The sequence below is a fragment of the Arthrobacter sp. PAMC 25486 genome (assembly GCF_000785535.1).
Lineage (GTDB): Bacteria > Actinomycetota > Actinomycetes > Actinomycetales > Micrococcaceae > Specibacter.
Genome location: NZ_CP007595.1, coordinates 1627368 through 1652400, shown reverse-complemented (window position 1 = coordinate 1652400; position 25033 = coordinate 1627368). Strand labels below are relative to the sequence as shown.

Below are 25033 nucleotides of genomic sequence, written 5' to 3'. Positions count from 1 at the left end.
TGCGGCATCGGTATTTTGATAAAAGAGCCCATGCGGGCATACCCCGCCATCTAGTGGCGGGAAGAATTATTTAGGCGAGCATCTCGGGGCTATATGTGCCTAGAATCTCGAGGGCCCATTTGACTTTGTCCTCTACGCGCTGCCCGGCAGGTTGCGACTTCGACCAGAGCTCAAGGTTGCCGATCTGATTATCAAGCCGGTCACCATTCACATGATGGACATTCTCATGGTCAAGGAGCGGTCGCCCGATGTGCCCTGACATGACCAGCCGGTGCTCCATTACGGCGCCAGCACTATTGGCCATCGGATTGTCCGGAAGATACACGACTCGGTAACCGTATTGGGTTACCCACGTAGTAGGCTCTGACGGCTCTTTTTCTGGCAGGTCAAGAGTGCCGTATTTTCGAAGCCGCCAATAGTGGGATGCGCACACGCCTTTGGCAAGCCTTGGTTTCGGGCAACCATCCGCGGTACAGGCGCCGGGAGGAAGGACGTTGACGATTGGAACATCCGCACGAACATCACCGTGCTTTATCAGCCTCTGGTAATGGGCTCCGCAAAGAGTTTTCTTCTCAATTTTTCGGTGGCAATTAGTAACTTCACAGGACGACAAGGCAACCCTAAATAATTAGAATGCCCGTGTCGTCTCGGACTAGATTACCGACGTGAAACCCACCTTGCGGAGTACTCCCATTCTACCAGAATTTGGCGCATTCGGACGTTATTTGACGCCGAGATCCTGCCGCATAGCAGCGAGGATCATCTTCGTTTGCTGCTTGGATGACTTCGGCGCACCAGACGCCGAATCAACCCACGCATACTGGTTCTTCTGCGTGCCATCTTTGAGCGTCGTCGTGGTCGATTCCAGAACGAGCCCATCATTGACCTTGTCGGCAGAGTCGCGGTACGAGTCGTAGTACTTGTCAGCGTCCTCTTGCATCTGCACGTAATTGCTCTCAAATACAGGCACCGATGAGCACTTGCAGAAGTCATGAAAGTCTTGGCCGATAGCGCGAGTGCCACGGGGGCGAATACCCTTGCCTTGCCCGCCACGCTTGCCCCGCGTCTGCTCCACAGGAACGCCGCGGCCCATGACCTGCAGCCCGCCGCCGCCGGATACTCCGCGGGACGCCAGAAGGCCACAGAACGCACAGCAGCCAGGCGAAGGTACCCGCTGATAACCAACAAGCACGTCCTCCTGCTGCGCGTTGCCAACAATCGTGTCCGCCGACATCTCAGTGAGGATCTTCGTTAGACCACCAGAGAGGACTTGAAACATGAGCGCACCCGCGGACTGCTCAAACGATGCCGGCGCCGTGCCGAAACCAACAAGAGCATTCCAGCGCTTCGGCGGAACGGTCTTGATCGTCTGCGCGTCGAACGTTGCCTTAACGCCCGACAGCGCCCGGATCTCTTCGTAGAACGTCGCGGACACATCCGACACCGTTGCGGCGTAGGGGTCGAAGATGTCCGGGAACGCCTCGAACAGGATCCTCTTGGACTTCTCCGGCTCCATCCCCTCAACAGCAGCAACAAGCGCCTGCAGGTCAGCCAACGCCGCACCAGACAACGCGCCCAGCGTCGTTGACAAGCCCTGCACCGTAGCCAGCGGGATCACTGGACATTCCCAGCGCCCCGAGCCGCCTGCGTGTCAGCCAACGCCTGAGCATCCAACCTGCCAGCAATACCAGCAACCAAATCAGACACGCTCGACCGGCGCCGCTCAGCCTGGAACCGCACAATCTGCTCACGAGACAACCCGCCATACTCAAGCCCAACCTCAGACTCGGCAAAACCAGGAACCGAAGCCGACAACTTGCTAAACGCATCGGCACGCGAACCAGGCGAAACCGTCTCGGGACTCGTGAAGTTCGCAGACAACGTTTTCATGGCATCCGGCAAAACACCGTCACGCCACTCAACCGCCATGCGCATGGCGGTCTCAGCTCCAGCACCCCACGAGTCATTGGCGTTCTTCGTGTTCGTGATCAGATCTTCCTTGGCCGCATAAATAGCCTCGGCCGACGACGGATTATCCTGCACAACGCCAAGGCTCGAAACGGACAGGCCCTGATCGCCAGCAAACAATGTTGCCCACATGCGCAAGTGGGAGATATGCGCCTCGGGAGACGCACCCTCGAACCGCTTCACATCCGGAAGCCTGTCGTCATCCTCGCCCTGCTCCAAGCCGAACACACGACCCATGACAGCCTTGAACCGGTTGTTACCCGCGAACGCTTCCGCATCCGAGCCAAGCAACCAGTACTGCGGGCCAGCGAACGCCTCGCCCTGCACCTCAGAGCGCACAATGGTACGCAGGCCCGAGTCAGTGAATGAGATCGCCGCACGCGAGATCCTAGAGTGCCCAAATGGACGCTTCAACGACGGCTTGAGCGGCAACGGGGCAACAGACACGCGGCCCAATGGATTGCGGAACCGGTCGATCGTGATCTTGCCAGTCGTCGCCGAAACCTCAATGCGCACAACGGCCTCGTGCAGGTGCATCATCATCTCAACCGGGATGCCATCGCGCAGCTTCGTGATCGCCAAGTAGGCGCCCACCTCGTGCCGTTCAAAGTCCCAAATCGCCGCCGACATATCAGCAGAACGGGCCCGGACGCGCAGCTCCCCAATGGAATCATCCACCGTCAGGAACGCGCACGAATGAATTGCAGACGACAATGTGGCCTGAGGGAAAATGCGCATGAATGAATTCTGATAAATCAGATCATTCACGCCGAACGGATCATCGTCCTTTGAATCAGCAGAAACGAACCCCTCAAGCTTCGACCGGTCAGTCAATGCCCGAACGCCCGTTTCGACCCATCCGAGGACCGGGTCAATCTTGTTCAAGATCTGGGGCGGGATCGCAACACCGAAGTCCTTGAATGCTTGCTTGCCCTCGAAGTAGATATCCCGCATGACATTGCGGGGAACCTTCGCCCGCCACACGTTCATTAACTTCGTCAGAACAAACAGTTCCTCAGCGGTCAGTGCCGTGCTGGACTGAATCAACAAATCGACACCTTCGCTTTCCTGCGTTCCCCAGGCTCACGCCTCTTGCCAAACTTCACGGCACCAAAGTGGGCACACGTAGCCGCCATTGTCGGCGTCAGATCAACTTCCAAGTTCTTGCGGTTCCACTTCCATGCGCCGCCGTCGCCAAACTTCTGCTTCACGGCACCATCCAATGACTTATCTAGCGCCTCTTGGGCAAAGTGAGTAACCGAACCGTCACGCATCGCAGCGTCATGGAGACCGCCGCACGCCTGAGACAGCTCAGAGGCAGACAGGACACGCACAAGGCACTTCCGCTTGCGCAGCTCGGGCTCAATCGAGCGGATCGGGCTAAACGCATCCAGCACCACCGGGATACGTCGGCCGGCGCGCTTCACAATCCACTCCACAAGCGCGTCAGTTCCGTTCTCTGTGAAAGGCGCGTCCTCCGCAAGCTCAAGGTGAATACCATCCGGCGCAAACGCAGCAACACCAATCGTCACCCGCGTACGCTCGTGATTCATGTCGAGGCCGATAGCAGCGAGCGGCCAATCCTCAGGTGGATTCTCGATTGCAAGATCCGACCACGTCGCGGAGTCAATCGCAGACTTGCCGGCAGCGGAAGGTGTTGGCCACATGTTCAAGCGCTCACGGGCAAAGGACCGCGGCGAATACCTGAACTGTTCACCCTCGACCGTGCGCACCTTGATACGCCCACCGAGCGCCGGATTACCAGCCGCCCAATTCTGACGATCAGCAGTGAACACCCGAAGCGCCGCATCATCCATCTTGTCCACGTCACCAGAGGCCGAATGCTCAACCCATGCCGAACGCTTATCAGCACCCGTGATCGCAGCATTGCGGACACGCACAAACGGTTCGCCACGCTCCGAAATGTCAGCAGGCGGGGTGCCCATGTAAATTACCACCGGGTCACCACCAGGCGCCGCAGAAGTTGTTGGCTCGAGCGCTTCCTGCTCGTCTTCCTCAAACTCCTGCGCCTCGTCCACCACAAGGATGTCGAACGAGGAACCACGGCCAGCGCCAGACGTTCGAGCGCCAAGCTCAATCAAGCCGCCATTACGCAGCTCGATAGCCTCCTGCCCGTTCGTCTTGCGGATCTCAATCACCAGAGCATTGAGCTCCGGAAACTTTGCGTGCGGGTCATCAACCTTCGTGCCAAAGAAATGCATCAGACGCTTGAACGCCTTGCGCGCCGAACCAAGCAAGTGCGAGGTGTGCAGGATCTTTAGGCCCAACGCCACCATGCAATACAGCTCGACAATCTCAAGCGCACCATTCTTGCCATTCTGACGAGCAACAGACACGCCCCACGTAGAAGCGCACCACGAACCATCGCGGCTCTGACGCATCCACGCCTGAACAACCGCAGCCTGCCAAGGATCCGCGTTGAAGTTGTAACCAGCCGCGAACTCAAGTGCCTGCTCAGCATGAGCCAAGCTGTAGCCGCGAGGGGAAGGTGCCGTGTTGAAGCGTGCAATCTGAGAACCGACCAGCACGCCACATCACCTACCCGTTCAGCTTGCTTTGCAACTTCTGCAGAGGGGAAACATTCGAAGGAAGATCAGCCGGCACCGATTGCCGGACTGGCTTGGCCGATGCCTCAGCCGGTGCGAGCTTCGTCAAGATCCCAGCCAACGCCGTAGCCTGCTGACGAGCCTCAGCAAGCGGGGAGGCAAACGATACGGTTACTGACATCTCTTGTGAGTCATAGTCAATGTCATCCAGACGGAACTGCATCAGATTCAAAACGCCCTTGCCCTGAATGATGCTGTCCAATTCGTCCAGTCGATCAGCCAGCCGCGAAGCCTCAAGAACCAAGGCATTCCGCGGCACATCAGCAGTAGCCATCGAGGACCAAAGAGCCGATCCGCGCACACCAAGACCAGCGGGGACATCCATTAGGTGGCCTCCTATAGGTAACCGATGAACATTGGATTCTGCGACGTCGCAAGGCACGCCTCAATTTCAAGCGCCACATCCTCGTCTGCCAACGCCGCCGGAACATACACGCGGTCTAATGCCATCCCGCGGCCTCCTTTGGATCTGATACTCAGGAAATGTATCGAACCACCAGCGCGAGTCCTGATTGACTCATTGCCATTCGTTCTCCGGATCTCGCAACCATCCGGAGCTAACGCATCAGCAGCCTTGAACGCTGCGCGGGCATCGTCATGTGTGGCGCCAAAGAACGCCACATGAGACCCTTCAAGCGCTGCCGCCATGGCGGTAATTGAGTGCTCTTTAATGCTCACGTGGGCTCCTGACTGCTCGGGGGGATATTTTTCGCTAAGCCAGGGGTGCTCCCGTACGTGGGGCAAGGGGGTGTCCCGGCCTATCCTCTGCGCGCTTCATCCAGCGCCGGGGTGGTTACCATCGTCGCGAGGTTTTTACGGGCTTGTATGCCGTCTTTGGGGCTTGATTGTCGCCTTTTGATTGATTGCAGCGACGGCAAATTGTGATCAGGTTTTCGAGTACGTCTTGTCCGCCGAGTGAGTGCGCGAGGATGTGGTCAGGTTCGGCACTGTTGGGTCTGAGCCCTACCTTGTAGTCGAGCTGACACCAGCAGTATCGGCATTGTGTTACGCCGTTGTGCTCGTCGCGTCTTAGTGCTTGTGCGCGAACTTTCTTCCATGCTGTTGTTCCTGTGCGGGAGGATGCCATTGTTCACCGCCCGGTTGTCTTGCCGTTCAAGTAGAGTCGCCTCCATGGGACTAAAGGAGTGGGCCGCTAAGGCCCCTGTGGCAATGTATGGGGACTTCATTTTGAGGAAGGGGGGCATTGAGAAGGTAGGGGGTGGGCTCAGGAAGGACGCTCGGGGTCTTGCTGGGGTGACTGCCGTTGTGGATTCGGGGGAGGCTTTGTCTCAGCGTGTGACTTTGACTCGCCTTGTTGCGGTCGGCATCTTCGCGTTCGCCATTCCGAAGAAGTCTGGCGGCGGGTCGTTCTTGCTGATTGAGGGGCCGGACTTCGCTTGGCAGGTTGAGGTTGATCGTGGAGGCCAGGCTAAGGCGCGTGACTTCGCGATGAAGGTCAACACTCAGGCCCGCATAGCAAGTTAGTGCCAGCCTGGTCAGCGTTGTGACGGTCTTGACCAGCCGTCACGCTGGGTAGCTAAGCCCCGCGCTCGGCCGCTGCATTGCTGCGCAATAGTGTGTCGGCGGCGCGGGAAGTGTGCATCATCTGTGAGTGCCGGATGATGAGCGGCATTGCGCACTGGGGGTTGCGCCACTCGTGGGATGCTCCGGTCGTGATCCGGTGGAGACATACTCGGCACCCCTGCCTGCCCAGTCTGTGGAGTTTTGGGCATAAAAATAAGGACCAGCTTTGTGAGCCGATCCTTGGGTTGTGAGACTTCTGCCGCACAAGTGTCAGGATATTCTATTTTGGAAGCACGTGCAAGTTAATTACTTGCCCCGTGCCGGAGGTGTGCGAGTACGGCGGCAGGTGAGTAGGTTGCGTGGCCTTTCTCGTTGGTGCGGGTGATGTGTCCGCGTTCTGCCCATTTCCAGATGCGTGCTGGGTGGAGTTTGATTCCGTGGGTGACGGTGAGCCAGTGGAGCAGCTTTGGCACGGTGAGGCTGTCGGGTACTTCCCGGATCATTCGTTGTCTGATCTCGGCCGTGTCCCGTGGTGTTTCTGCTTCGGGTCCACTAATCAGCACCTCGGCTTTCTTGCACCATTCACCTAAGAGCCATGCCATGCCTGCGACTCGGGGGTCGTGGGCGTACTCAGCTGCGGTTTGGGTGACGGCTTCCATGTTGAGTTTCAACTGCAGTGCGTCCATGTTCGCCGGTGCCGCGGATCCGGCGACGTTGGTGGTCCGTGTTTCTGGGTTCCCGGGCCGTGTGACATCGAGCCTGGCAATGGTCACGTCAAGGTCAGGCAGGAGCCGGTGCGCGTACTCAATGGATGCTTGCAGGTCGGACACGCATTGGTTGCACAGGTAGAGGTCCGTGGGCTGGTTGCAGTCGCTCGTGGTGCAGGTCAAGCTTCCTCCTAGTGTGCGTCAGGGTGTTTTTGGAATGAGTGGAGCCATAGCGCTGATGTGTCTACGCTGACGGTGGCTATTTGCGCGCCGGGTTCGCCCGTGATTTCCACGTCGCCGTAGATGGGCATTTTGTCGCCGCAGTAGCATTCGATGTGGCCGATGGGTTCGGGGCTTTTGCGGGTGGTCTTGGCGGTCCGCTGCCCGCTTTTGTTGGCCCGCATGTTTCGGATTGTTTGGCAGGCTCCGGAGATTCCGGACAGGACGAATGCCATGCTCATGAATCCATATGCGGCGGGGTAGGCGTCATGTCTTCCGGCGAGCCCGGCCATAATGACGGCGGGCAGCGCCAAGGTTGCAGCGATTAGCGCGATGATTTGGAGGGCTCTCAAAACTTCTCCTTGTACTTTGCGCCTATTCGCGGGCCGCAGATGGGGCAGCTGTTCATGTGTTCGCTGGTGAGGATGTCGTATTTGTCGGTGGGTAGTGGGCATCCTTTGCCGGTCCATTCGGTTCCTGCTGGCACAGTACTCAAAACTTCTCCTTGTATCGGTTGTTCCGTCCACGCACCCGCAGCGACTCCACGGCGGGTCCGTTGCCGCGCTGTTCCTTGGCCCAGAGTGCACGGGCGCGTGGGTCGGTGGGCGGGTTGGGTTTGGTATCCCAGTCGCCGCCGATGGACATGTGCACGTGGCCAACGTCCGGGCAGTCTTTGACGAAGCGCATAAGCAGATCTGCCGCGTACTGGTAGGGCCAGCCGGAAACCTTGGCAACGTCGGTTACGGCCCTATTGAATGCGTGATGGTCAAACGGAATTAGGGCATCCTTGGGCTTGGCTGGCATCGGTATCCGCCCCTCCAGCAGGTCCCGGAATAGCTGGTTCGTCATTTGGCGCCGGCCCAGTCGCAGGAGAGTCCGCCCGCATATCCGGATTTGTAGCGGAGGCAGGTGATTTCCCGTCCGTCATTGAGCGTGACGTGGCGTTCTTCGATGTTTGTTTTGGCGCCGGTTGTCTCGTCTGGCTTTCCGACGTCGCATCCGGTGAGCGCAAGCACAGCGATGATGGCGAGTGTGGCGAGGGTCTTCTTCATGTCGTCTCCTTGGTTTCGGGCAAAAGAAAAGCCCCTGCGTGTTCGCAGTGAGCTGAGTGTTTTTCGAATCCGCCGTATTGGCCGGGTCTGCCGCGGGTGAGCTTCACGGTGGCGCCGCAACATGGCAGGTAGGCGAGTGGCACGGGTGGGTCTGGTCGTGCGGCACGGATCTGCTGACAGCGACCGCAGGGGCACAACGGAAAATGTTGGTCGCTCATTCTGCTGCCGGTTCCCACGTGCCGGATGTGCACTCGATCCGGTATTCATTCGGCAGTTGGTTGTATCGCTCGGCCTCGTTGCGCAGCCTCGTCCTCTTGGCTTTGGCTGCCCCGATTGTGGCGTAGGGGCCGTGGTAGGTGGGCCGGAATTTCCCGGTCACTACCAATCGGTAGGCGTGCGCGTGGTCGTTGTCTGATTCTCGGCTCATGTTCGTTTCCTTCTCCTGGTTCGTTTTCTGCGTGGCGTGACGGGCACCCATCCAAGCTGCACGTCACCGGGCCCGGGTAGTGGCGGGAGTTGGGCTGGTGGGGGCGGGTTCGTCACCATCACAGTCGCGGTCATCCCAGCGCCTCCAATTCTCTGTTGACCAACCACTCTCGGTACTCGGCCACGTCTGCTGAGTAGTTGGCATGTGCGCTATCGGCTACGGCAGTCCGCTCACGAAGCCGGGAGGCCTGTGCGGCCCATTCGTCCCGCTCGCGCCTTGCTGTGTCGATGTACCGACGGATGGTTTCCGTCGGCATGTTGTCGGGCGCTTTATCGCGGCTCATCCCAGCGCCTCCCGGATCGTAGTGATCGTCGGGCAGGGCCAGTCGTGGTCACCTTCGCAGTACAGGCAGTTGTCGCGGCACCCTGAGCAGTCACCGTCACTGTTCGGCACATGCACCGCCTCCACAGCCTTCACTGCGGCCAGTAGTTTGGCGCGGTCTTTGTGCATTTCGGATGGTCTGCGGCAAGCGTCCCCAGAAAGCCACGCATCCTCCTGCCGATGCCGTGCCTGGATCTCGTCAAGCGGGTTCGTGGTCATGGCTTCTCTTTCGGTTCGTATTCGACTTCCCATGTGGGGTGGCATCGTGAGGTGATCTTTTCGCCGTCGAAGCGGACGCCGATGTACTGGCCGGGGAATGAGACGATCACCCCGGGGCGCCCTTCAACGGTTACGCGCATCCCTCGCTTGGCTGATACGCCGTAGCAGCGGCGCACATACTCCGCGCTCATTCGACACGCTCCCACGGGAGGGTTACACGCGTTATGACATGCGAGCATGTTTCCTGGGCCTCTTCCTCAGCCCCACGCCGAGAGCCGTGATGGTTTTCCATGAAGCTGTCACTGAGCTGCACGCCCCATTCGACCGCCCCGGCTTCACCCAGCGCGGCCAGCACAGCACGGGCCATCTCGTCGGGCGTAAGTGTGGATGCTGTCAGTTCGCCGTACTCGGGATGCTCGTGGATCACGACACTGTTGTCAGCAATCGCCGCCGCGATGATGCTCACCATGTCCGGGGCCGTCACGGGGTCACCTCGGGTATCAGCTTGAGGAAGTCCGTCCGAACGGTCAGGATCTCGCCGTCTTGGAATGGCAACCTTGCTCCCGGTTTGGCTGAGAGTAGGTTCTGATCGCCCTTGAGTTGGATCTGTGTCCAGATCGCGTCCTCGGCGACGATCTCGCCTTCGATCAAGCCCTTGCGTGAGTGCAGCCACTTGCTCATTCGCTTTTCCATTCGATGGTTGCGGCACGGGCACGGAGCCATTCGATGGGCACACCTACGCAATCAATGTTGTTGCCCACTTCTTTGTCCATTCCGTCGGCGGTGAAGTCCCATGCGGCGTAGTCGAATGCGTCCGCAGCGTCACGCAATGCTTGTGCGGCGATGAGCGGGATGGCTGTTACGAATGCCGTGAGTCGCGCCAGATCGTCGGCGTAGAGGCCGTTCGACTGGTTCACGTTCACTGAGTCAACAAATCCGGCAGCGCAACCATACTTCGCAGCAAAGTCAGCGAGATAGGCGTTCACTCGCGCTGCGGCTTGGATAGCTCCGATTGCTTCGGGGGTTGGGGTGTGGGTCATGTCGCTCTCATTTCTGTGATGGTGATGGTTGCGCCTGCTGGGCCCCATACTTTGGCGGCGTCCCAGTGGACTATGCGGCTGTCATTGGTGAGTAATCCGGCTTGCTCTAGCGCATCACCGGTGGATCTCAGGAGCTTGTCGAGGTCCGCTGGTCCTGCTGGGTAGTCCCGGAATTTGGTGGTGGGCGGCTTGTTGATGCGGAAGGTGACTTGCACGCTCACGGGGGCGTCAAGTGCTGGACGGTTCCATGTGCGCATTGCCGCGTCTTTGACTGCTTTGCGCCAGGCTGGGAGGTTCTTTGACATCTCGACTAGGACGCCTTTGCCAACATGTTTCTTGGAACCTTGGGGTGCTGCGGTTCCGTTGACGTGGAAGGTGAAGTCCACAGGAGGCGATTTAACGGGCTGGTTTGTATCGGGGCTAACATCTCCCCACTCAGCCTCTCCGGACGCGCTGGTGACGTCACCGGGCTTTAATGGCGGGGTCACTGTGCGGCCTCGGCTCGGTCAATTTCCCATTGCAGGTATTGGGCCGCCTTTTTCAGGTCCTCGATCTCGCTGCCCTTGTACGGTGCGCGCAACACGTACTTCAACACGTTGCCGCGCAAGAATGACTCATGCTTCGTGATGGTGATTGTCTCGATGCCGGACGGGTGGCTTCGGTAATGGCTCGGCGCGCTCACCGGGTCAGGTTCCAGATCGTTGTCGAACGGAGCGGAGGGCATGTGAGGGCTGGTCAGCTCTTCCCCCGAGAATGGCATCGTGACCGGATTTCCATCAAGCCGAACGAGCCATTGGGTCGTGCTGTCAACCTCTCGTCCATGAATCATGCCGAACCGTCCGCCGTAACTTCCAACGTGACCGCGAACCATGACTCGCTCGCCAACCTTGAACGCAGCGGGCGCACTTTCCGCGTCCATCTGGTCCAGGACCGTGTGCACATCAGGATCAGCGAGGGTGAGCGTCGACTCAACGCATCCCCACAACGCGCCATTGAAATCTACGATCCACCGGGAATGATCCCCACTGTGCAGGCGGCAGATCACACCAACCTGATCGGACACGTAGGACTTGGGATCAGTCACCCGTACGTGGTCGCCTACTTTGAACTTGCTCATGCTGGGATCTCCTTGGGGAAGTGTTTGTCCAGTTCGATCGGGTTGAATCCTGACCAGTGCGTGTCTGCGTCGATCCACATCACGGGCGCTTGTTGGTAGCCGAGGCTGAGCGCGAACTCCAACGCGGCAGGATCGGCTTCCATGTCCACGACTGGCAGGCTCACGCCGCGCTTGCCAAGCCACCGGTCAGTCGCATTGCACTGCACACAGGCAGGTTTGGCGTTGGGCTTGCTGAACATCGTGGGCTGAGTCGGGGCGGTCACTTGGCGGCTCCTTCGATGGGTTGGGTGCGGTCGTTTGGTTCGTACGGGACGGTGTGGCCAAGTGAATGGGCGAGTTGGCGGCGAGCCTCCATGTGCCCCTGCCAGCGGGCGTAGTCGTAGCTGCCCACGCCTCCCTGTCGGGCTGCGTGCACATATCCAGATCGCTCGTTGATGAAGTCCAGAACTTTGGCCGCCGCATCGACGGGTGACGGGCTTGGGCTGGTGTCTGGATTTTCAAACAAGATCGCCCGGATCTCCTTTTTGGTAATTGCTCCGGGCCTGTCGATGGCGGCTTGTAGGCCTGCGCGTAATTGGCTCATGTTTCCTCCGTGGAAATAGTGGAGGCCCCAGCAAGTGCTAGGGCCTCGGGTGGTTCGGTTGGGTCTAGTTGGGCATGGAAAAGGCCGACCGTTGCGGGTCGGCCCGATGGCTGGGGCAAGTTTCGTTGTGGGGCGTGATGCCGCGTGCCCGGAGTTTCTGCCGGTGTTCCTCGGCGCCTTGACTGACGAGCATTTCCCACCGGTCCGGGTCCGACTGCTTGAAACCATTCGGGTTCACCACCGTGGGACCGGCCGTGAGTGCGGACTGTTTCGCAGCGGCCCGGTCCCGGATCTCATAAGCAATCTTCCGAATCGCGTTTGGTGAGGGCTTCTTGTCATCACTGATCCGGTAAAACTCCAACGCAGCATCCTTGACGTTCTGCGTCGGGATGACGGATAGCGTGTATTGCCAGATCTCCACCTCAGCATCCGTGACTTGGATGCGTGCGTCATGCTGGGAAAGCCAGGTCAGAAACGCGACAGTGTCGGGCAGGTTCATGGTCCTCCTTCGAGGGCGAGTTGGTTTTGTTCTTCGATGGCCGAGTACTTGGCATGCATGGCGGCGCCCGCGTCAAGCTTCCGTTCCGCTGCGGTCTTGAATTGCTGCGGGCGGGTTTCGGCGCGCTCTTGATCACCGAGCAGCCATGACTGCCATGCAGATTCCCAATCAGTTTTGAATTGGGCTGGACCGGCAGCACTGTTGTAGTGGGCTTTGAATTTCTTGGTAGAAGATTGCCAATTGATATTGGGGGTATTTTCCAAAGCCCAGGCGATCATCTGCGCGGTCGCTGCGAATCCTTTGGGGATGCGTGTCCCGGTCCTGCCAGCTTCACGCTCAACCTCGCCAGAAGCGGATACCCCCGTAAGGGGGTATGTAGCTGTAGTAGTAGCTGTAGTAGTAGGCAGGGCCTGGGCTTGACTCAGCTTTGGGGTAAAGGCAGGGGTAACGTCAAGGGTAAAGCTAGGGGTAAACCCTTGGGTAAAGTCCTCCATCGGGCGGGCCGGATGCTTCAATAGAGCAAGCACCTTAGGATTCTCAAAAGCTTTAGTTTCCGGCGCCTCTTTATGCAACCGGGCGAGCTCATAAACAATCACTTCGCGGATATTATTTGAAGCCACCGCGGCGTAAGCGTTCACCATTGATACGGTCAATTTCGGCTGCTTCAAGATCCCGTCATGGCGCAGGAAGGACCGGATCAGAACTTCTTCCGTGTCCTCATCAATGAGGATGAACCGCTCAGCCTGTAGCTCAGCGCCGATTCGCTCGATCTCCTGCCGTGACGTGCCAGCAGAGAACTGCATGAGACGACCAGGGCGCCAATCGGACACTCCGGCATAGGACAGCTCCGGGTGAGTCAGGATCAGCTTGTACAGCCACTGCTGATCACGTGTTAGTTGTCGCCAGTGCGTGTCCGTCCAGATATTCGTGTTGATGTTCGCTCTGTCGCGTGCCAAGAGTCAGCCTCCTTTCTTGGGTTTTCCGTATCGTTCTTGCATGAGTGTTTGGTACAGGCTTGGGTCAGCCTTAGCCCGATCAGGCGCAAGTGAGGCTGCATACTCCCGTGCACTGTTTTCGATGCGGTTGGCGTGGTTATGTGCACGTCGGATGATTGCGGCTGCTTGGTGTTCGGATTGGGTGATGATGCCTGCCGCTTCGACTCGGGAGTTCGACACGATCACTTCGGCAGCACGGGCACGCGACTCGCCATGCGCGTACCCGCTCACCGCCGCCTCCCACGAGTCCTACGGCGGCGGGTCACGTTGTTGATGGCTTGGCGGCTGGTCGGGTCATGGTAGAGGCGCAGGCTGCGGTCATCACGGTCTTCTGTGGCCTGCTTCTTGATGTGATGGGCACAGTCACGCTTGACACACAGGCCGAGCGGACCGCGGCAGGAGTGGCAACACAAATCGCGGGTCACTGGGCAGGCTCGTACAGGACGGTGAGGACCGCGCCCCAGTTGGCCATGCCGAGCCAATGCCGCTTGTCAGCGAGGCCGTAGCCACGGGAACTTGCCCCGCCCTCAGCGCACCTCATCATCGTGTAGTCCGGTTGCGACCCGTCCACCCAATGCGCCAGGACAACGGATCGCACCGGCAGCACGTCAAGCTCGTACACGGTGGTGATGGTGCGAGGCTTGGTTGCTTCGGCGTCAACGCAGCATTGATGGACGATGCTGTTCGTGTATCCGAGCGAGTGCAGGCCACGGGCGATGTAGCGGGCGTAACCTCGGTCTGCGGCAAGTGCGTTGTCCCATTCCTTCTCCGGGTCCGCGGCGTTGCTGTTGTCACTGATAAAAACGTCCTTCGCGATCTGCTCAATCGCTGCGTCGTTGTCGCTCATGTAAGTCTCCTTAGAAGTGGTGGGCCCTGCGCAGCTGGTCGGCTGCGCAGGGCTGGGGTTGGTGTCACTTGGGGGCTAGCTGACGGTGACGTACTTGGTTGCGACTCGCAGCAGGTTGTTGTAGTCGCCGTCCATTGATTCGATTCGGTACTCAGCCACGTCAGCGCCGTGTCCCGCCTCCCTGAGTGCGCGGGAAACTCGGCCCATGATCGCGAATGCGTTTCCGTCATTGCCGGTCAACCGGACGTGAACCTCTGGATACTTGGGGGCAGTGGTGTCGCTCATGCTTGCTCCTGTTTTTGGGTACAAAAAAGGCCCGCGGGTGACGGGCCTAGGTGGATGGGTGGTGGTGCTGGCTAGAAGGGCGGGTCAGACGGCCCATTGCCCCAGCCGCCGTTATTCGCGGGCGGCTGGTTGTCCCAGTTGCCGCCGTTGCCCTGTGGTGCGGGCTGCTGGGCGTGTTGCTGGCCTTGCTGGTTGCTGTACGTACCCTGCTCGTGCTGGCCCGACTGCGGCCCGCCCTGGCCGCTGCGTTGGGTGCGGTTGACCTTGGCGTTTGCGTACCGGAGCGAGGGACCGATCTCGTCCACTTCCAATTCCATGACGGTGCGAGTCTGCCCGTCCTTTTCATAGGACCGCTGAGTCAGTCGCCCGGTGACGATGACGCGCATTCCCTTCTGGTCCATCGTTTCGGCAATGTTCTCTGCCATGTCGCGCCAAGCTGAGCAGCGCATGAAAAGCGTTGTCCCGTCCTTCCATTCGTTGCTGTTCTTGTCGAACGTCCGCGGAGTACTCGCGATGGTGAAGTTCGCAACCGCCGAACCAGACGGGGTGAATCGCAATTCTGGATCCCCAGTCAGATTGCCAATTACCGTGATGGTAGTTTCGCCAGCCATTTACTGCGCCTCTTTCAGTTGTGCTGCTCGGGCTTTCATTGCGTCTTGATACTGCGCGGGCGCTTCGGTCCACAACCGGTTCAGCGTGTCCGTGTCAGGGGCCATGCTGATCTCCTGCTGCCAGTCGCGCTGTGTGGGCATTGCGAGGGGCTGGACGGTGAACACTGCCTTTTGTCCACGCTTGGACGTCAGGGGCAGGCTCAGCGGCTTGTCAATGTGGGACATGGCCGCGATCTCAATACCGCCAACAGCTTTCCCGCCATAGCTGACCTTCGAGTTGCCAAACAAGGTGAGTCCGCGGCCAACCCATACGCCAGACTCCGGGCCCCATGCTTTCGCAAGTACGCGGCGCATGCTCTTGTTGGGCTTGTATGGTCGGCCCGGGTACTCGGCCAGCTCGATATGCACCGGCTGGTCACCGCCAGGAACGTGCACCGCCGTGATTGTCACGGTGCGCGGGCCGAGCAGGTAATCGTCGTAGTTCTGCTGGTCCGACTTAGCGGCCAACGTCTCTGAAATGTCCATCAGAAAATGTCCTGCTCTTCCCAGTGATCTATGCGTTCCGTTGGCGGGTTGCCCTCGGTCGCGGCCAGGTAGCGGTCAAGAATGTTCGTGGCATTGGTTTCGAGGGTGGCTGCGGCATCTTGGATCACGTCGAACCATTCCGGGTCCGGGTAGACGCGATCGACGTACAGTGGCATGCCACCCGTGTAGCTGACGTAATCCAGCCACTCACGCCCAGACACCAACAGTCCTGTTTGGATCTGCGCCATGTTCTCAGCAGGAACCACGCCATCCAGGAACGTGTTGAGCTGGATGCGCTGTTTCCGTGACTTGATCTCGATCAGGCCAGCATCACCAACTAGCCCGTCCGGTGAGTAGCCGATCTTGTACGCGCCAAAGTCACGCACCATGAACCCAAGCTCAGTAGCGGACGCGTGACGCCTGCTGTACTCATCACGGGCGTACGGCTCATCCAACGTGCCGCGCTCCATATCGCGGGACATGGGCATCGGCTCCACAAAGCTCGTGATCCGCTCAGCCGAAAGGGACATGGTGAGGCCTTGTGAGCCGAGGTTGTCAGCCACTCGGTACACGGGCGGCAGGTCAGCAGCAGTGGCCGAGCGCTCACCATGAATGGTCTTGATCGGTGCTGGAACCTTCCGCGCCAGACTCATGCACGGATCACCAGCAAGCGAGCCACAGTTAGGGCAATCGATCGTCATCGCATCAGGTGAGCCCGCCGTAATCAAGTGGTGCATGACTGATGCCGTAACGATGCCGGCACGAGCCGCGAACCACTCCGGCGTGCCCTGGTCGATGCCTTCGTAAACGTGCAGGCTCATGATTCGTCCTCTTCTGGGCTATCGAATTCGTTGGAGTGCCAGCGCGCCAGTTCTGCCTTGATGTAGTCAGGCTGGCCAAACTCTTCTTCGTACTGGTCAAATGCCATGGATGATCCGCTCGTCCAGCATTTGCCACCCCAGACGTGCGCGCAGTATCCGGGGTTCTGCTTCTGATTTGCATATAGCGGCTTGGGTGAATGGATCTCAACGCCACCCATGTGGCCGGTGCTGCTCCACGAGAGTCCGCCAGTCTCAGGTCGTCGCCAAAGTTCAACAGCGCCGTCTGGTGTGGAGTAGATGTAGGACTCGCGCTCAACGACGCCTTCAAGTTCGCGGGTGATGTGCCGAAACTTTGGGGCCCGGTTGTATGCCGTGAACTTCGCTTCGTGCTCAGCCTTCGCAGCTTCTTCTTCTACGGTCATGATTCGCCCTTTCTTTCTTGGTCTGCGCGGTCTATGAGGCGGTCCTCTGCCTCGGCCGCGATGGTGTCGTAGTCGCGCTCATCATCGAAAGCGCGGTCTACGAGTTGTTCGAACGCTGCGGAATGTCGGCGGCTCATGACAGCCCCAGAGTCGCCTTAAGTAGTTCGGCGTCGGGTTCCTGTTCAACGCGGCGGGCAACTACTTCCCGGTCCTCATCGTTGGTTGGTATTGGCCCCATGAGGCGTTGGGACCTCGCGCTGATAAACGTGTTCATGGCTTCTCTTTCTTCGCGGCTTCCCATTCGCGGGCTTCGTCGCGGTTAGCTTTCTTGCATGGGGCGCAGGGTTCCTCGTTGTGGTAGAGGTGGCGCGCATAGGCGGCTTTCGTGCCGCATGGTTTCAGTGGCGTCTGTTTTTGACGCGGCTTGTAGCTGGCACGTTTCGTGGCCGCTGCTGCGTCACGGCACTCTTGGCAGGTGGGGTCACCTTGGCGGAGGTGATGCCGGTACGCTCGCAACGTGCCGCACACGTAAGGCTGAACAGTGCGCGTCTCCTTGGGCCTCGGCGCCTGGATAGGTGCGTGTGGCGGGGCTGGTTTCTCAGGCTCCTTCCCAACCACCAGCGGCCGGTCACCCCGATAGACGTACGCCATCAGATCGCCCCGAAGTCGAACACGTCTTGGGCGCATCGTTTGGCGATGATCTCGCAGTAGTGTTCTTCCAGTTCCACGCCAATCACCTTGCGGCCCAAGTTCTTTGCGGCTACCAAAGTCGAGCCACTGCCCGCGAAAGGGTCGGCAATCACACCGGGCGGGCACTTGGCTATCAGGTCACGCATGAGCGGAATAGGCTTTTGATGCGGGTGCTCGCGGCCATTCCGACTCATGGACTGAACCGGCGCATAGGTCAGGACGTCCGTGGTCCGCTTACCGGTGAATCCGGAGCCGATCACGTAAACCTCTTGGTGCGCGGGCTTCCACGGCAGATCCATGGCCCCCATTCCAAGCGCCCCCTTGGTGTCCCAAACGAGGACCTGTCGAGTGCCCAATGGTCGAGGGATGCGCCAAGTCCCAAAGATCAGCGCAGGCTTTCCGGCAAACGCAGACAGGGCATCGTCGCGAGCGCCAGTGTCCTTGTCGCCTGCGATGGACCGGGCCAGCGTGTCCCTCCGTGCGCCGCTGTTGTAATCGACGCCATACGGAACGTCTGACACCATCACGTCAGCAGCTAACCATTCGCGACTATCCTTCAAGCAGTCGCCGTGGTACAGCGTCACGTGATCATCTTGGTAGTAGAGGCTCATGAGTCTTCACCGCCGAACAGCCAGGCATCCATGCCGCGCAACACGTCCACGAACGCCCAGCCGACAGCCACGATTGCGAGCAGGATCAGCGGCCCACCCAACGCGGTCACTTGGACACCGCGTACTTGGTGAGTTCCGCCGCCCACTGAGCCGCCTCAGCCGGTGACAGGAACACTGTCAACGGCTCAAACGACGAACCCACCGACCGCACCGTGAACTGGGCCTTATCCGACGGGGTAGACGTCAACCGACGCTCCAGCACACCACCAGTCAAGGATGCGAAAAACACTGTGGCGCTCATGCCGCGCCGTCCATGTCCGTGCGGGCAACAAGCCGTGCAATAGCTTCTGCACCGGCCGGGGTTACCTTCAACGTGTGCATCACATCGCCGCCACGGAACCGGGGAGCGTCATGGACAAGCACGTTCTGGAAGTAGGCCTTCTTATCGGAGTACGCGGAGTAGCGTGTACGGCGCACAAGTTCCTGCCGCTTCTCAGACCAGCGTTCTTCCTGCTCGGCGTAGATCCAGCCCTTGCGCACCAGCAACGCCCGCAACTCCTGCTCCGGCGTGCCAAGATTCCCCGCCAGCGTACGAATCGTAATCCGGTCATCAGCGGCGACAAACGTCTGCACGTACGCAACCTTCGGCGCATCCTCAGAGATCCTGGCAGTCAGCTCGTTGTTCTTGCGCTCCATCTCCATGGACAGCTGCTCAGCATCCAACGCCATCTGCAGGATCTGCATGCGCGACAACTCAGCCGGCGCGGCCTGCAGTTCCTTCGCCATCTGGAAGAACGTGCGGACCAAGGCCATCTTGAAGAGGCGAACCTGTGCGGTGTTCTGCTGGTAAGTCATGACCAGGGTGGACTGCTGCTCGTTCAACAGGGCCACTCGGCGAGTTTGTGTGCCGCCCGCAGTTTCAAAGGGTCGCATTTCAAATGCGACCCCTCCGAACTCTTCGAGGTCATCGATGTTGTTGTTCACAAGCTGCAAGACGGCGCGGTGCTCAACACCCGCGCCCTCCGCGATGGTCAGTGAGGAAACGATCAGTGCGCCATCCTCGGCGCGTTCAATTGGTACAATCTGGGTATTCAACTTGTTTCCTTTCAGGGAACAGAAAAGGCACCCATGGCAGTGGGTGCCTTACTTTTATGTGGGGGTTTGTTGTGTTCTTTGAGTTGGTAGATGCCACGACGGCACCTGTAGAAGGGGCAGTGAATCAAGGGCTCAGCACTGAAACATGGATCAATCTCGCATTCACAGCAGCCGCACTGATCTTTGCTATCTGGTCCTGGTGGTCATCGAACCGATCAAAAACGGCAAGGGTCGCAGCTGAGAAGGCCGAGCGGAACGCAGACCGCCGAGTTGAAGCGGCAGAGACAAGTGCCAGCGAGCTACGAAAACTAGTGGAGAACCTCAAACTACCGCCACTAGTAGCCACATCAAACAAGATCAATAGCGGCAGAGTCATCATGCTTCAAAACACGACAAGTGAACCTATCGAGCTGCTGGAGATCCTGAACAACGAACAGTTCTACCAAATAAGAGTTGACCAGGACATGCCGTTCATGATTCATGATCACGCTCAGGCAAGGATTCACGTTTACTACGCGGGCGGGATGGTAGCCGGTCAGAATCTTCACCTTCTGATTCGCGAATCCGGCGTAGAGCGTCGCGTGCACGTTCCGATTCCGTACGCGAGTTGAGTGCAGAGTTCGCCGCAACAACCATGAACACGAATGACGCCACCAAGCAGAGACTGGTAAACGCCTCATCCGGAGTCACGCCGTCACCGTCTCCAAGTTGCGGACAGCATCACGGGCTGTTGTGTCACTGACAAGCCCTAGAATGCGTAGTGACTCGTAGAAGTCGAACTCTTCCTGCATACGATCAGCGCGCCGCTTGATGCGGTTGGCGCAACGTGCAGCGAAGTTGTGGTTGACTCCGGGTACAGCTTCGATGATGCGGTTCTTGAATCCAGTTGCCGTGTCGTTTTCGGGCATGACAATATCCTTCGTTTCTGCGTCGGGACCGAGGTCCACGAACGGATGTGATGCGGGGGTGTGGTGCCCGAGGTGGGCGAAGGTGGCCGGCTGGTAGCTGCGGCGGGTGGTGCGAGTGTTACTTGAAGTAGTCGATTTCGCCGGCGTCGTTCATGACGGGCTCAGCGTTCTTGGCTTTGACCCAGGCGATGATGTCTCTCGCGTTGCCTTGGTCGAGCATGATCTTTTGGCGTGTGATGCGGGTGTGGAATCCGGATTCGATGCAGTAGCGGCGCAGTTCTTTTTCCTTGAATCCGGTGAGTGGCGCGACTTGTGCGGGCGTGTACAGCGCATCGGGATCAAGGTCCGACAGCTTCATGGGCTGGGGGAGCGTGATGGTCATGATGTGATCTCCTTTGCGGTGTGGCGGATGTAGAGGGTGTTGTCTCGGATGGCGGTGTCGTACTGGCCTCGGGGGAAACTGGTGCGTTTGCCGTAGCGGATTCCGTAGCCGAGCTGTACGTGCTGCTTGTCGGTGAACCCGTCGATGGTGACGGGCACCCATGCGCCGTTCGCCGCTTTCACGATGGCGGCTAGGCGGTCGTTGCGTTCCTGGCTGGGGTTGACCCAGTGACGGCCATTCTTGGTGGGCATGGCGGGGAGCTGGTGGACTGGCTATCCGAGCATGAACCCGTCGTGGTCCATTCCGAAGAGTGCTTCCTGAACGATGGGCGATTCAATGAGGTTGCGCATCTGGTAGAACGCTGTGACGAGTGCGAGCTTGAACGCGACAACCTGCGCCGTGTTCCGCATGAACATCATCAGGAGGCTGGACTGCGGTTCATTCAGGAGAGCGGTGCGAACTGGACGCCCGGTACCACCCTGATTGCGGATCTCACCAGAGCGCATTTCAAATGCGGTCTGGCCAAGCGTGTCGATTTCATCCCTGTACTTGTCTACCAGCTGCAAGACTGCGCGGTGCTCAACTCCTGCACCCTGTGCGATGGTCTCACTGGTGACGATCAGGCCGTTGGTGTGGTTCTCGATGGTTGGTACGATTGCGGTAGTCATGATGACCTTCATTTCTGTTTGGTTTGGTTGTTGTGACTGGCCCTCAGCTACTCGATATAGTTGGGGGCTTTTCTTATGCGGCGAAGGAGTGAACTTCCGCCGCGTCCTCTGGCATGAGCGCGAGGGGGCTAGTTCGAAGAATCCCGGCGATAGCCCAAAGCTCTTCGACACTGAATGGGATTTCGCTACTCATGCGCTTGCGGAACCGTTCGTAGCCCATATTGAGGCCGTCCTTGAGTTCCTTGCGAGTGATTCCTTTGGCAGCCATGTGGTTCTCAATCTTCTGGACCACTGCGGCCTGCACTATCTTTGTGTTGTTCATATGGATACCGTAGTACACCTTTTGAGCACCTGTCAACACGCAAGTTGCCCACTTGGATAATGTTTTATGCTCTGCGGTGTTGCAAATATCCGTATTGGATACTAAAGTTACCAGTATGGAAGATGAAGCGAACCCTTTAGAAGTTGCACTGTCCAAGCAGATCCGCGTGGAGCTGGCTGAACGCGAGTGGAGTCAAGACCACCTGGCCGGGAAGATAGGCATAACAAAAGCGGCACTGAACCGGTACCTGAAAGGTCACCGCTCAATGCCGCTTCCGACGCTATATGAAGTAGCCAAGGCGTTCGGTATGTCACTTCGAGACATAGTAGCCAAGGCCGAAGATAGGATTAGTCCAGAAGATCGCTGGTTCTAATTCCAAGCAATGCACAAAGCGCCCCCACCTCTCGCAAGGTAAGGGGGCGCTTTCCTGCTTTCCTGGCTCGTGTTGCGGCAGGGCTGGTTCCCCATGCGGCGCGCAGTTCAGAGTCGGGGGTCTCGCGTACCAGCGCGTTGAGACGGTTGTTTGTCAAAAGGCAGTCCTCCAAAGTTAGAACAAGTGTTCTAGAAATTTTAGGATACACCGAGGGTAAGACAATCAAGCAGCGGGTTGGTAACGATTCACTCATTGCCTCAACTGCTGGCTAGAATCAGCGCATCATCACCGCGCCATTTAGGGGAATCATGGAAACCACAGTCAAGAAGAAAATGCCGAAGCTGGCCAAGGTAGCGATCTGGATTGGCTCGGTGATCGTCGGGCTTTTCGTCATCTTCATTGTCGCCGCCATAATTACCGCCATCGTGTCGCCGCCAGTCAACAAGGACAAGGTGTCAGCAGTGGATGAAACCACGGTCCAAGCTGTGGATACTGCAAAGGCGGATGCCGAGAAGGCAGAACAGACAAGAGCGGATGAGGCCTCCAAGTTGGCGGAAGAGGCCAAGGTGAAGGCCGAAGCCGAGAAGGCCGTAGCCGAAAAGGCGGCAGCTGATGAGGCGTCGGCTAAAGCTGCGGAAGATGCCAAGGCAAAAGAAGCTGAGGCGGCGGCGGCTGAGAAAGCTGCCGAGGTTGACTATGGACAGCAGGTCTATGACGCATGGCTGGAATCGCGAGGCGTAACTAGTAGTACAGAACTTCTTATGGCCAACCCCGAGAACATCCAGGGCTACTTGGTTAGCGCTGAATCCCCGTCGCCCGGCACGGTTGTGTTTACTGCGCAAGTTACCAAGGGTGAGGTTACCAAGGCGGAGTTGGAGCAGGGCGCTATGGCTGTTTTGCAGCTCGTTGGGTTTGACGACGAGACTCTGGACCGTGTTGAGATCAAGACGGCCGACAGCTTGGTTCGCGGAGTCGCCAACCGCCATGACTCATTGCTGCTGAACCTCGGGTAAGAATACCCCGCCCGCGTATAATTCATACCCCCTCCCCGTATAGCTCATACGGGGAGGGGGTATGCCTGTTTTTGGGGTCATTTGGGGGTAAAATTGTGTTGCGGAGCGCAACAACCATAGGGGAGGATGCGCTTAGGTCGGGTCAACTTCCGCTTGTTTTAGCGCCCCAGTGGCACATGAGGTGATACAGATTAGGGCCTTAGGGGTTTTCAATTCTCCCCATCTCCACATCCCTATTGGGGCCTGTTCCTTGCCATTGCGGCAGGGAACGGGCCCTTTTTTGTGCCCTTTTTGTTCGGTTCCGCCGAGATGTGCGATGACGCCCTCTCCGAGCGGGCGTGATCTCACATCTCCCGACCGAATTGAGTGGCTGGTTGCTGGACGTTTTTCATTGACAAGCCACTCTTGGGTGGATTCAGCGGCTCAGCACTCCACCACGTTCACGGCGAGCCGCCCATGGCTGATTCCTTGTATTTGGAGGACATGTCGCGCCCGGTCTCGCGCATGGTGATGATCACTTCATCGAGTGTGACATGGTGGTGGCCGTCGCCCCACAACGCCATCTTCGCCGCATTGATCGCCTTGGCTGTGGCGATGGCATTGCGTTCGATGCAGGGGATAAGCACCAGCCCGCCAATGGGATCGCAGGGCAGGCCCAGGTTGTGTTCCATGGCGATTTCCGCCGCATTTTCCACCTGTTCAGGTGTGCCTCCCATGACCTCGGCCAGTCCCGCCGCCGCCATGGACGATGCCGCCATGGACGATGCCGATCCCACCTCCCCCTGGTAGACCACCTCCGCGCCGGAAATGGAGGCCTGCCCCTTGTGGAGGACCTCCACCGCGCTTGCCGCGAGCCGGAATTAAACCACGACGTCGTCAATCGCCTCCTGCGGTGCGTTGCGGACCGCATCGATGTAGTGGGTGGCGTAAAACATGACGGCAGGAATGATGCCGGCAGCACCGTTGGTAGGGGCCGTGACGACGCGCCCGCCGGAAGCGTTCTCTTCGTTCACCGCCAGAGCCACCGGATTCACCCATTCCTGCCATAACTTGGGATCCTGTCGGGGTCTTCCTGCCGCAGCCGGGCAAGCCAGTCTGGTGCCCGGCGTCGAACTTTCAGTCCGCCAGGCAACAAGCCTTCGCGGGCCAGACTGGAATTTTTGCAGCCGTCCATGACGTCGCGCAGGTGCAGGAGGCCGCTGCGGATCTCGTCCTCTCTGCGGGTGACGAGTTCGTTGGAGAGCATGACGCCGCTGAAGTTTTCTCAGGAGGTGCGGCAGTGGGCCAGCAGCGCGGCCGCGGTTCTGAAGGGGTGGGGGAGGGCGGACTTGGAGCTTTCCAGTTCCTCCGCGGCGGACTCGATTTCACCCTCGCGGATAATGAAGCCGCCACCCACGGAGAAGTAGGTGGCCTCATGGGCGGTGCTTCCCGCGGCGTCGCTGACCATGAGTTTCAAGCCGTTGCTGTGCCTGGCCAAGATGGTCAGCGGATGCAGGATGATGCCGTCCGGACCGTACTGCAGTTTGCTGCGGCCGGCAAGATTAAGGGATTCGTCCGACGCAGAGGCGGCCAGGCGGGCTTCGACTTCCTCCGGGAGGATGAGCTCGGGCTCGCGGCCTTCCAGTCCCAGCGGTACGGCCGTCATGGTGCCGTGCCCGCGGCCGGTGGCAGCCAGGGAACCGTATAGGTCAACCCGGACGGATGCGATCTGCGGAAGGGCGGCCTCGTTCAGTTCGCGCACAAAGGCTGCGGCTGCCCGCATGGGGCCAAACGTGTGGGAACTGGACGGGCGAGTCCCCACTGTTAATAGATCAAAGACACCGACGCTCATGGCTGGGGCTTTCTTGACGGAGGGCACGCGCTCGGGGTGGGAGCTCCTGCATCTCAATGTTGCCGCTCAGCCGAATGGGCAATGTGACGCGGGCCGCATTCTTGCGGATTCATGCTGTTTTTCCGTCTCTGGGTTGCCCAAAGGGTTAAGTGCAAGGGTGAAATCCTGACCTTTCGGACAATCGTCAAAGGCATGCTGGAACTATGAGAATTGGATATTTGTATGTTGCGGTGGGGGACTCTTGTCTGTCTCAAAACTCTAGTTACGGAGT

General features: G+C 58.9%; 44 protein-coding genes and 1 pseudogene. 4 read left to right on the top strand and 41 right to left on the bottom strand.

The genetic code is table 11. From position 1 onward, the window contains the following. Positions 1-70: 70 nt before the first annotated feature. From art_RS23305 to art_RS23300, 7 genes are all read right to left on the bottom strand, one after another. Entirely contained in the window at positions 71-280 is a 210-nt protein-coding gene (locus art_RS23305) for an HNH endonuclease (RefSeq protein ID WP_052136115.1), read from the bottom strand. A gap of 441 nt (positions 281-721) precedes the next feature. Beyond that, positions 722-1618 (bottom strand): hypothetical protein, encoded by an 897-nt coding sequence (locus art_RS07595; RefSeq protein ID WP_038463655.1) that lies wholly within the window; start codon positions 1616-1618, stop codon positions 722-724. After that, complete coding sequence (locus art_RS07590) at positions 1615-3018, bottom strand: phage portal protein (protein WP_157875198.1); 1404 nt, start codon at positions 3016-3018, stop codon at positions 1615-1617. The genes art_RS07595 and art_RS07590 overlap by 4 nt, the downstream gene beginning before the upstream one ends. After that, positions 3012-4517, bottom strand: coding sequence for a hypothetical protein (locus tag art_RS07585; protein WP_038463649.1), 1506 nt, complete (start codon positions 4515-4517; stop codon positions 3012-3014). The genes art_RS07590 and art_RS07585 overlap by 7 nt, the downstream gene beginning before the upstream one ends. Positions 4518-4527: 10 nt before the next feature. Continuing rightward, positions 4528-4920, bottom strand: a complete 393-nt coding sequence (locus art_RS07580; RefSeq protein ID WP_052136114.1) for a hypothetical protein — start codon at positions 4918-4920, stop codon at positions 4528-4530. Positions 4921-4931: 11 nt separating this feature from the next. After that, complete coding sequence (locus art_RS07575) at positions 4932-5273, bottom strand: hypothetical protein (protein WP_038463646.1); 342 nt, start codon at positions 5271-5273, stop codon at positions 4932-4934. A gap of 115 nt (positions 5274-5388) precedes the next feature. Then, positions 5389-5682 carry an HNH endonuclease signature motif containing protein gene (locus art_RS23300; RefSeq protein WP_038463642.1) on the bottom strand — a complete coding sequence of 98 codons (294 nt, stop codon included), beginning with the start codon at positions 5680-5682 and terminating at the stop codon, positions 5389-5391. Between the two features lie 44 nt (positions 5683-5726). Between art_RS23300 and art_RS07565 the strand changes: the two genes are divergently transcribed. Beyond that, a complete protein-coding gene (locus art_RS07565) occupies positions 5727-6080 on the top strand; it encodes a hypothetical protein (RefSeq protein WP_157875197.1) in 354 nt (117 codons plus the stop codon). A gap of 341 nt (positions 6081-6421) precedes the next feature. On the opposite strand, the gene art_RS07560 is transcribed toward art_RS07565, so the two are convergent. The 28 genes from art_RS07560 to art_RS22660 all read right to left on the bottom strand — a co-directional run bounded on the left by art_RS07560 (position 6422) and on the right by art_RS22660 (position 19265). Further along, the gene (locus art_RS07560; RefSeq protein WP_038463639.1) at positions 6422-7009 is read right to left on the bottom strand and encodes a hypothetical protein; all 588 of its coding nucleotides are present in this window, start codon (positions 7007-7009) and stop codon (positions 6422-6424) included. 8 nt (positions 7010-7017) lie between these two features. Next, positions 7018-7398 (bottom strand): hypothetical protein, encoded by a 381-nt coding sequence (locus art_RS07555; RefSeq protein ID WP_038463636.1) that lies wholly within the window; start codon positions 7396-7398, stop codon positions 7018-7020. Between the two features lie 139 nt (positions 7399-7537). Further along, the gene (locus tag art_RS07550; protein WP_157875196.1) at positions 7538-7894 is read right to left on the bottom strand and encodes a hypothetical protein; all 357 of its coding nucleotides are present in this window, start codon (positions 7892-7894) and stop codon (positions 7538-7540) included. Next, positions 7891-8097: a hypothetical protein gene (locus tag art_RS07545; protein WP_038463630.1), complete on the bottom strand. Its 207-nt coding sequence runs from the start codon at positions 8095-8097 to the stop codon at positions 7891-7893. Before art_RS07545 ends, art_RS07550 begins: the two co-directional genes overlap by 4 nt. A 214-nt stretch (positions 8098-8311) precedes the next feature. Next, entirely contained in the window at positions 8312-8524 is a 213-nt protein-coding gene (locus tag art_RS07540) for a hypothetical protein (protein WP_038463627.1), read from the bottom strand. A gap of 130 nt (positions 8525-8654) precedes the next feature. Continuing rightward, on the bottom strand, positions 8655-8867 hold the full coding sequence (locus tag art_RS07535; RefSeq protein ID WP_038463624.1) for a hypothetical protein: 213 nt from the start codon (positions 8865-8867) through the stop codon (positions 8655-8657). Continuing rightward, positions 8864-9124: a hypothetical protein gene (locus art_RS22500; RefSeq protein WP_038463621.1), complete on the bottom strand. Its 261-nt coding sequence runs from the start codon at positions 9122-9124 to the stop codon at positions 8864-8866. The genes art_RS07535 and art_RS22500 overlap by 4 nt, the downstream gene beginning before the upstream one ends. After that, a complete protein-coding gene (locus art_RS21580; RefSeq protein ID WP_038463618.1) occupies positions 9121-9315 on the bottom strand; it encodes a hypothetical protein in 195 nt (64 codons plus the stop codon). The genes art_RS22500 and art_RS21580 overlap by 4 nt, the downstream gene beginning before the upstream one ends. Further along, positions 9312-9608, bottom strand: coding sequence for a hypothetical protein (locus art_RS07520; RefSeq protein ID WP_038463615.1), 297 nt, complete (start codon positions 9606-9608; stop codon positions 9312-9314). Before art_RS07520 ends, art_RS21580 begins: the two co-directional genes overlap by 4 nt. After that, entirely contained in the window at positions 9605-9805 is a 201-nt protein-coding gene (locus art_RS07515) for a hypothetical protein (protein ID WP_038463612.1), read from the bottom strand. The genes art_RS07520 and art_RS07515 overlap by 4 nt, the downstream gene beginning before the upstream one ends. Continuing rightward, complete coding sequence (locus art_RS07510) at positions 9802-10164, bottom strand: hypothetical protein (RefSeq protein ID WP_038463609.1); 363 nt, start codon at positions 10162-10164, stop codon at positions 9802-9804. The genes art_RS07515 and art_RS07510 overlap by 4 nt, the downstream gene beginning before the upstream one ends. Continuing rightward, positions 10161-10550, bottom strand: a complete 390-nt coding sequence (locus art_RS07505; RefSeq protein WP_052136112.1) for a RusA family crossover junction endodeoxyribonuclease — start codon at positions 10548-10550, stop codon at positions 10161-10163. Before art_RS07505 ends, art_RS07510 begins: the two co-directional genes overlap by 4 nt. A 98-nt stretch (positions 10551-10648) precedes the next feature. Next, complete coding sequence (locus tag art_RS22665; RefSeq protein ID WP_216699588.1) at positions 10649-11281, bottom strand: DUF3310 domain-containing protein; 633 nt, start codon at positions 11279-11281, stop codon at positions 10649-10651. Further along, positions 11278-11520, bottom strand: a complete 243-nt coding sequence (locus art_RS07495) for a glutaredoxin domain-containing protein (protein WP_038463607.1) — start codon at positions 11518-11520, stop codon at positions 11278-11280. Before art_RS07495 ends, art_RS22665 begins: the two co-directional genes overlap by 4 nt. 20 nt (positions 11521-11540) lie before the next feature. Continuing rightward, the gene (locus art_RS07490; RefSeq protein ID WP_038463604.1) at positions 11541-11864 is read right to left on the bottom strand and encodes a hypothetical protein; all 324 of its coding nucleotides are present in this window, start codon (positions 11862-11864) and stop codon (positions 11541-11543) included. Between the two features lie 64 nt (positions 11865-11928). Beyond that, complete coding sequence (locus tag art_RS07485; protein ID WP_038463601.1) at positions 11929-12363, bottom strand: hypothetical protein; 435 nt, start codon at positions 12361-12363, stop codon at positions 11929-11931. Continuing rightward, on the bottom strand, positions 12360-13319 hold the full coding sequence (locus tag art_RS07480) for a hypothetical protein (protein ID WP_038463598.1): 960 nt from the start codon (positions 13317-13319) through the stop codon (positions 12360-12362). Before art_RS07480 ends, art_RS07485 begins: the two co-directional genes overlap by 4 nt. A 460-nt stretch (positions 13320-13779) precedes the next feature. Further along, a complete protein-coding gene (locus art_RS07470) occupies positions 13780-14205 on the bottom strand; it encodes a hypothetical protein (RefSeq protein ID WP_038463592.1) in 426 nt (141 codons plus the stop codon). A gap of 75 nt (positions 14206-14280) precedes the next feature. After that, positions 14281-14490 (bottom strand): hypothetical protein, encoded by a 210-nt coding sequence (locus art_RS07465; RefSeq protein WP_038463588.1) that lies wholly within the window; start codon positions 14488-14490, stop codon positions 14281-14283. A gap of 71 nt (positions 14491-14561) precedes the next feature. Next, the gene (locus art_RS07460) at positions 14562-15101 is read right to left on the bottom strand and encodes a single-stranded DNA-binding protein (RefSeq protein WP_038463585.1); all 540 of its coding nucleotides are present in this window, start codon (positions 15099-15101) and stop codon (positions 14562-14564) included. Continuing rightward, a complete protein-coding gene (locus tag art_RS07455; protein ID WP_052136111.1) occupies positions 15102-15626 on the bottom strand; it encodes a hypothetical protein in 525 nt (174 codons plus the stop codon). Further along, positions 15626-16447 carry a YqaJ viral recombinase family protein gene (locus art_RS07450; RefSeq protein ID WP_038463584.1) on the bottom strand — a complete coding sequence of 274 codons (822 nt, stop codon included), beginning with the start codon at positions 16445-16447 and terminating at the stop codon, positions 15626-15628. The genes art_RS07455 and art_RS07450 overlap by 1 nt, the downstream gene beginning before the upstream one ends. Beyond that, positions 16444-16869, bottom strand: coding sequence for a hypothetical protein (locus tag art_RS07445; protein WP_038463581.1), 426 nt, complete (start codon positions 16867-16869; stop codon positions 16444-16446). The genes art_RS07450 and art_RS07445 overlap by 4 nt, the downstream gene beginning before the upstream one ends. Continuing rightward, the gene (locus art_RS22495; protein ID WP_162182043.1) at positions 16866-17006 is read right to left on the bottom strand and encodes a hypothetical protein; all 141 of its coding nucleotides are present in this window, start codon (positions 17004-17006) and stop codon (positions 16866-16868) included. Before art_RS22495 ends, art_RS07445 begins: the two co-directional genes overlap by 4 nt. Next, on the bottom strand, positions 17003-17143 hold the full coding sequence (locus tag art_RS22175; protein WP_157875195.1) for a hypothetical protein: 141 nt from the start codon (positions 17141-17143) through the stop codon (positions 17003-17005). The genes art_RS22495 and art_RS22175 overlap by 4 nt, the downstream gene beginning before the upstream one ends. 376 nt (positions 17144-17519) lie before the next feature. Continuing rightward, positions 17520-18170 (bottom strand): site-specific DNA-methyltransferase, encoded by a 651-nt coding sequence (locus tag art_RS07435; protein ID WP_038463578.1) that lies wholly within the window; start codon positions 18168-18170, stop codon positions 17520-17522. Positions 18171-18276: 106 nt separating this feature from the next. Continuing rightward, the gene (locus tag art_RS07430) at positions 18277-18471 is read right to left on the bottom strand and encodes a hypothetical protein (RefSeq protein ID WP_038463576.1); all 195 of its coding nucleotides are present in this window, start codon (positions 18469-18471) and stop codon (positions 18277-18279) included. Continuing rightward, complete coding sequence (locus tag art_RS22660) at positions 18468-19265, bottom strand: Rha family transcriptional regulator (RefSeq protein ID WP_052136110.1); 798 nt, start codon at positions 19263-19265, stop codon at positions 18468-18470. Before art_RS22660 ends, art_RS07430 begins: the two co-directional genes overlap by 4 nt. A gap of 71 nt (positions 19266-19336) precedes the next feature. Here art_RS22660 and art_RS07420 point away from each other — a divergent pair, with 71 nt between their 5' ends. Then, the gene (locus art_RS07420; protein WP_157875194.1) at positions 19337-19876 is read left to right on the top strand and encodes a hypothetical protein; all 540 of its coding nucleotides are present in this window, start codon (positions 19337-19339) and stop codon (positions 19874-19876) included. Positions 19877-19951: 75 nt separating this feature from the next. On the opposite strand, the gene art_RS07415 is transcribed toward art_RS07420, so the two are convergent. The 5 genes from art_RS07415 to art_RS07395 form a co-directional block, all read right to left on the bottom strand. Beyond that, positions 19952-20173, bottom strand: coding sequence for a hypothetical protein (locus art_RS07415; protein ID WP_038463570.1), 222 nt, complete (start codon positions 20171-20173; stop codon positions 19952-19954). Between the two features lie 118 nt (positions 20174-20291). Next, complete coding sequence (locus tag art_RS07410; RefSeq protein WP_038463568.1) at positions 20292-20555, bottom strand: hypothetical protein; 264 nt, start codon at positions 20553-20555, stop codon at positions 20292-20294. Continuing rightward, a complete protein-coding gene (locus tag art_RS07405; RefSeq protein ID WP_038463565.1) occupies positions 20552-20806 on the bottom strand; it encodes a hypothetical protein in 255 nt (84 codons plus the stop codon). Before art_RS07405 ends, art_RS07410 begins: the two co-directional genes overlap by 4 nt. Positions 20807-20827: 21 nt before the next feature. Then, positions 20828-21223 (bottom strand): Rha family transcriptional regulator, encoded by a 396-nt coding sequence (locus tag art_RS07400; RefSeq protein ID WP_052136109.1) that lies wholly within the window; start codon positions 21221-21223, stop codon positions 20828-20830. Between the two features lie 73 nt (positions 21224-21296). Continuing rightward, a complete protein-coding gene (locus tag art_RS07395; protein WP_038463561.1) occupies positions 21297-21545 on the bottom strand; it encodes a hypothetical protein in 249 nt (82 codons plus the stop codon). A gap of 115 nt (positions 21546-21660) precedes the next feature. Between art_RS07395 and art_RS07390 the strand changes: the two genes are divergently transcribed. Continuing rightward, positions 21661-21918 carry a helix-turn-helix domain-containing protein gene (locus art_RS07390; RefSeq protein ID WP_038463558.1) on the top strand — a complete coding sequence of 86 codons (258 nt, stop codon included), beginning with the start codon at positions 21661-21663 and terminating at the stop codon, positions 21916-21918. A 308-nt stretch (positions 21919-22226) separates the two neighbouring features. Further along, complete coding sequence (locus tag art_RS07385) at positions 22227-22931, top strand: hypothetical protein (protein ID WP_038463555.1); 705 nt, start codon at positions 22227-22229, stop codon at positions 22929-22931. A 423-nt stretch (positions 22932-23354) separates the two neighbouring features. On the opposite strand, the pseudogene art_RS23295 reads toward art_RS07385, so the two are convergent. Next, positions 23355-24762, bottom strand: a pseudogene (locus art_RS23295) (L-serine ammonia-lyase). Positions 24763-25033 lie beyond the last annotated feature (271 nt).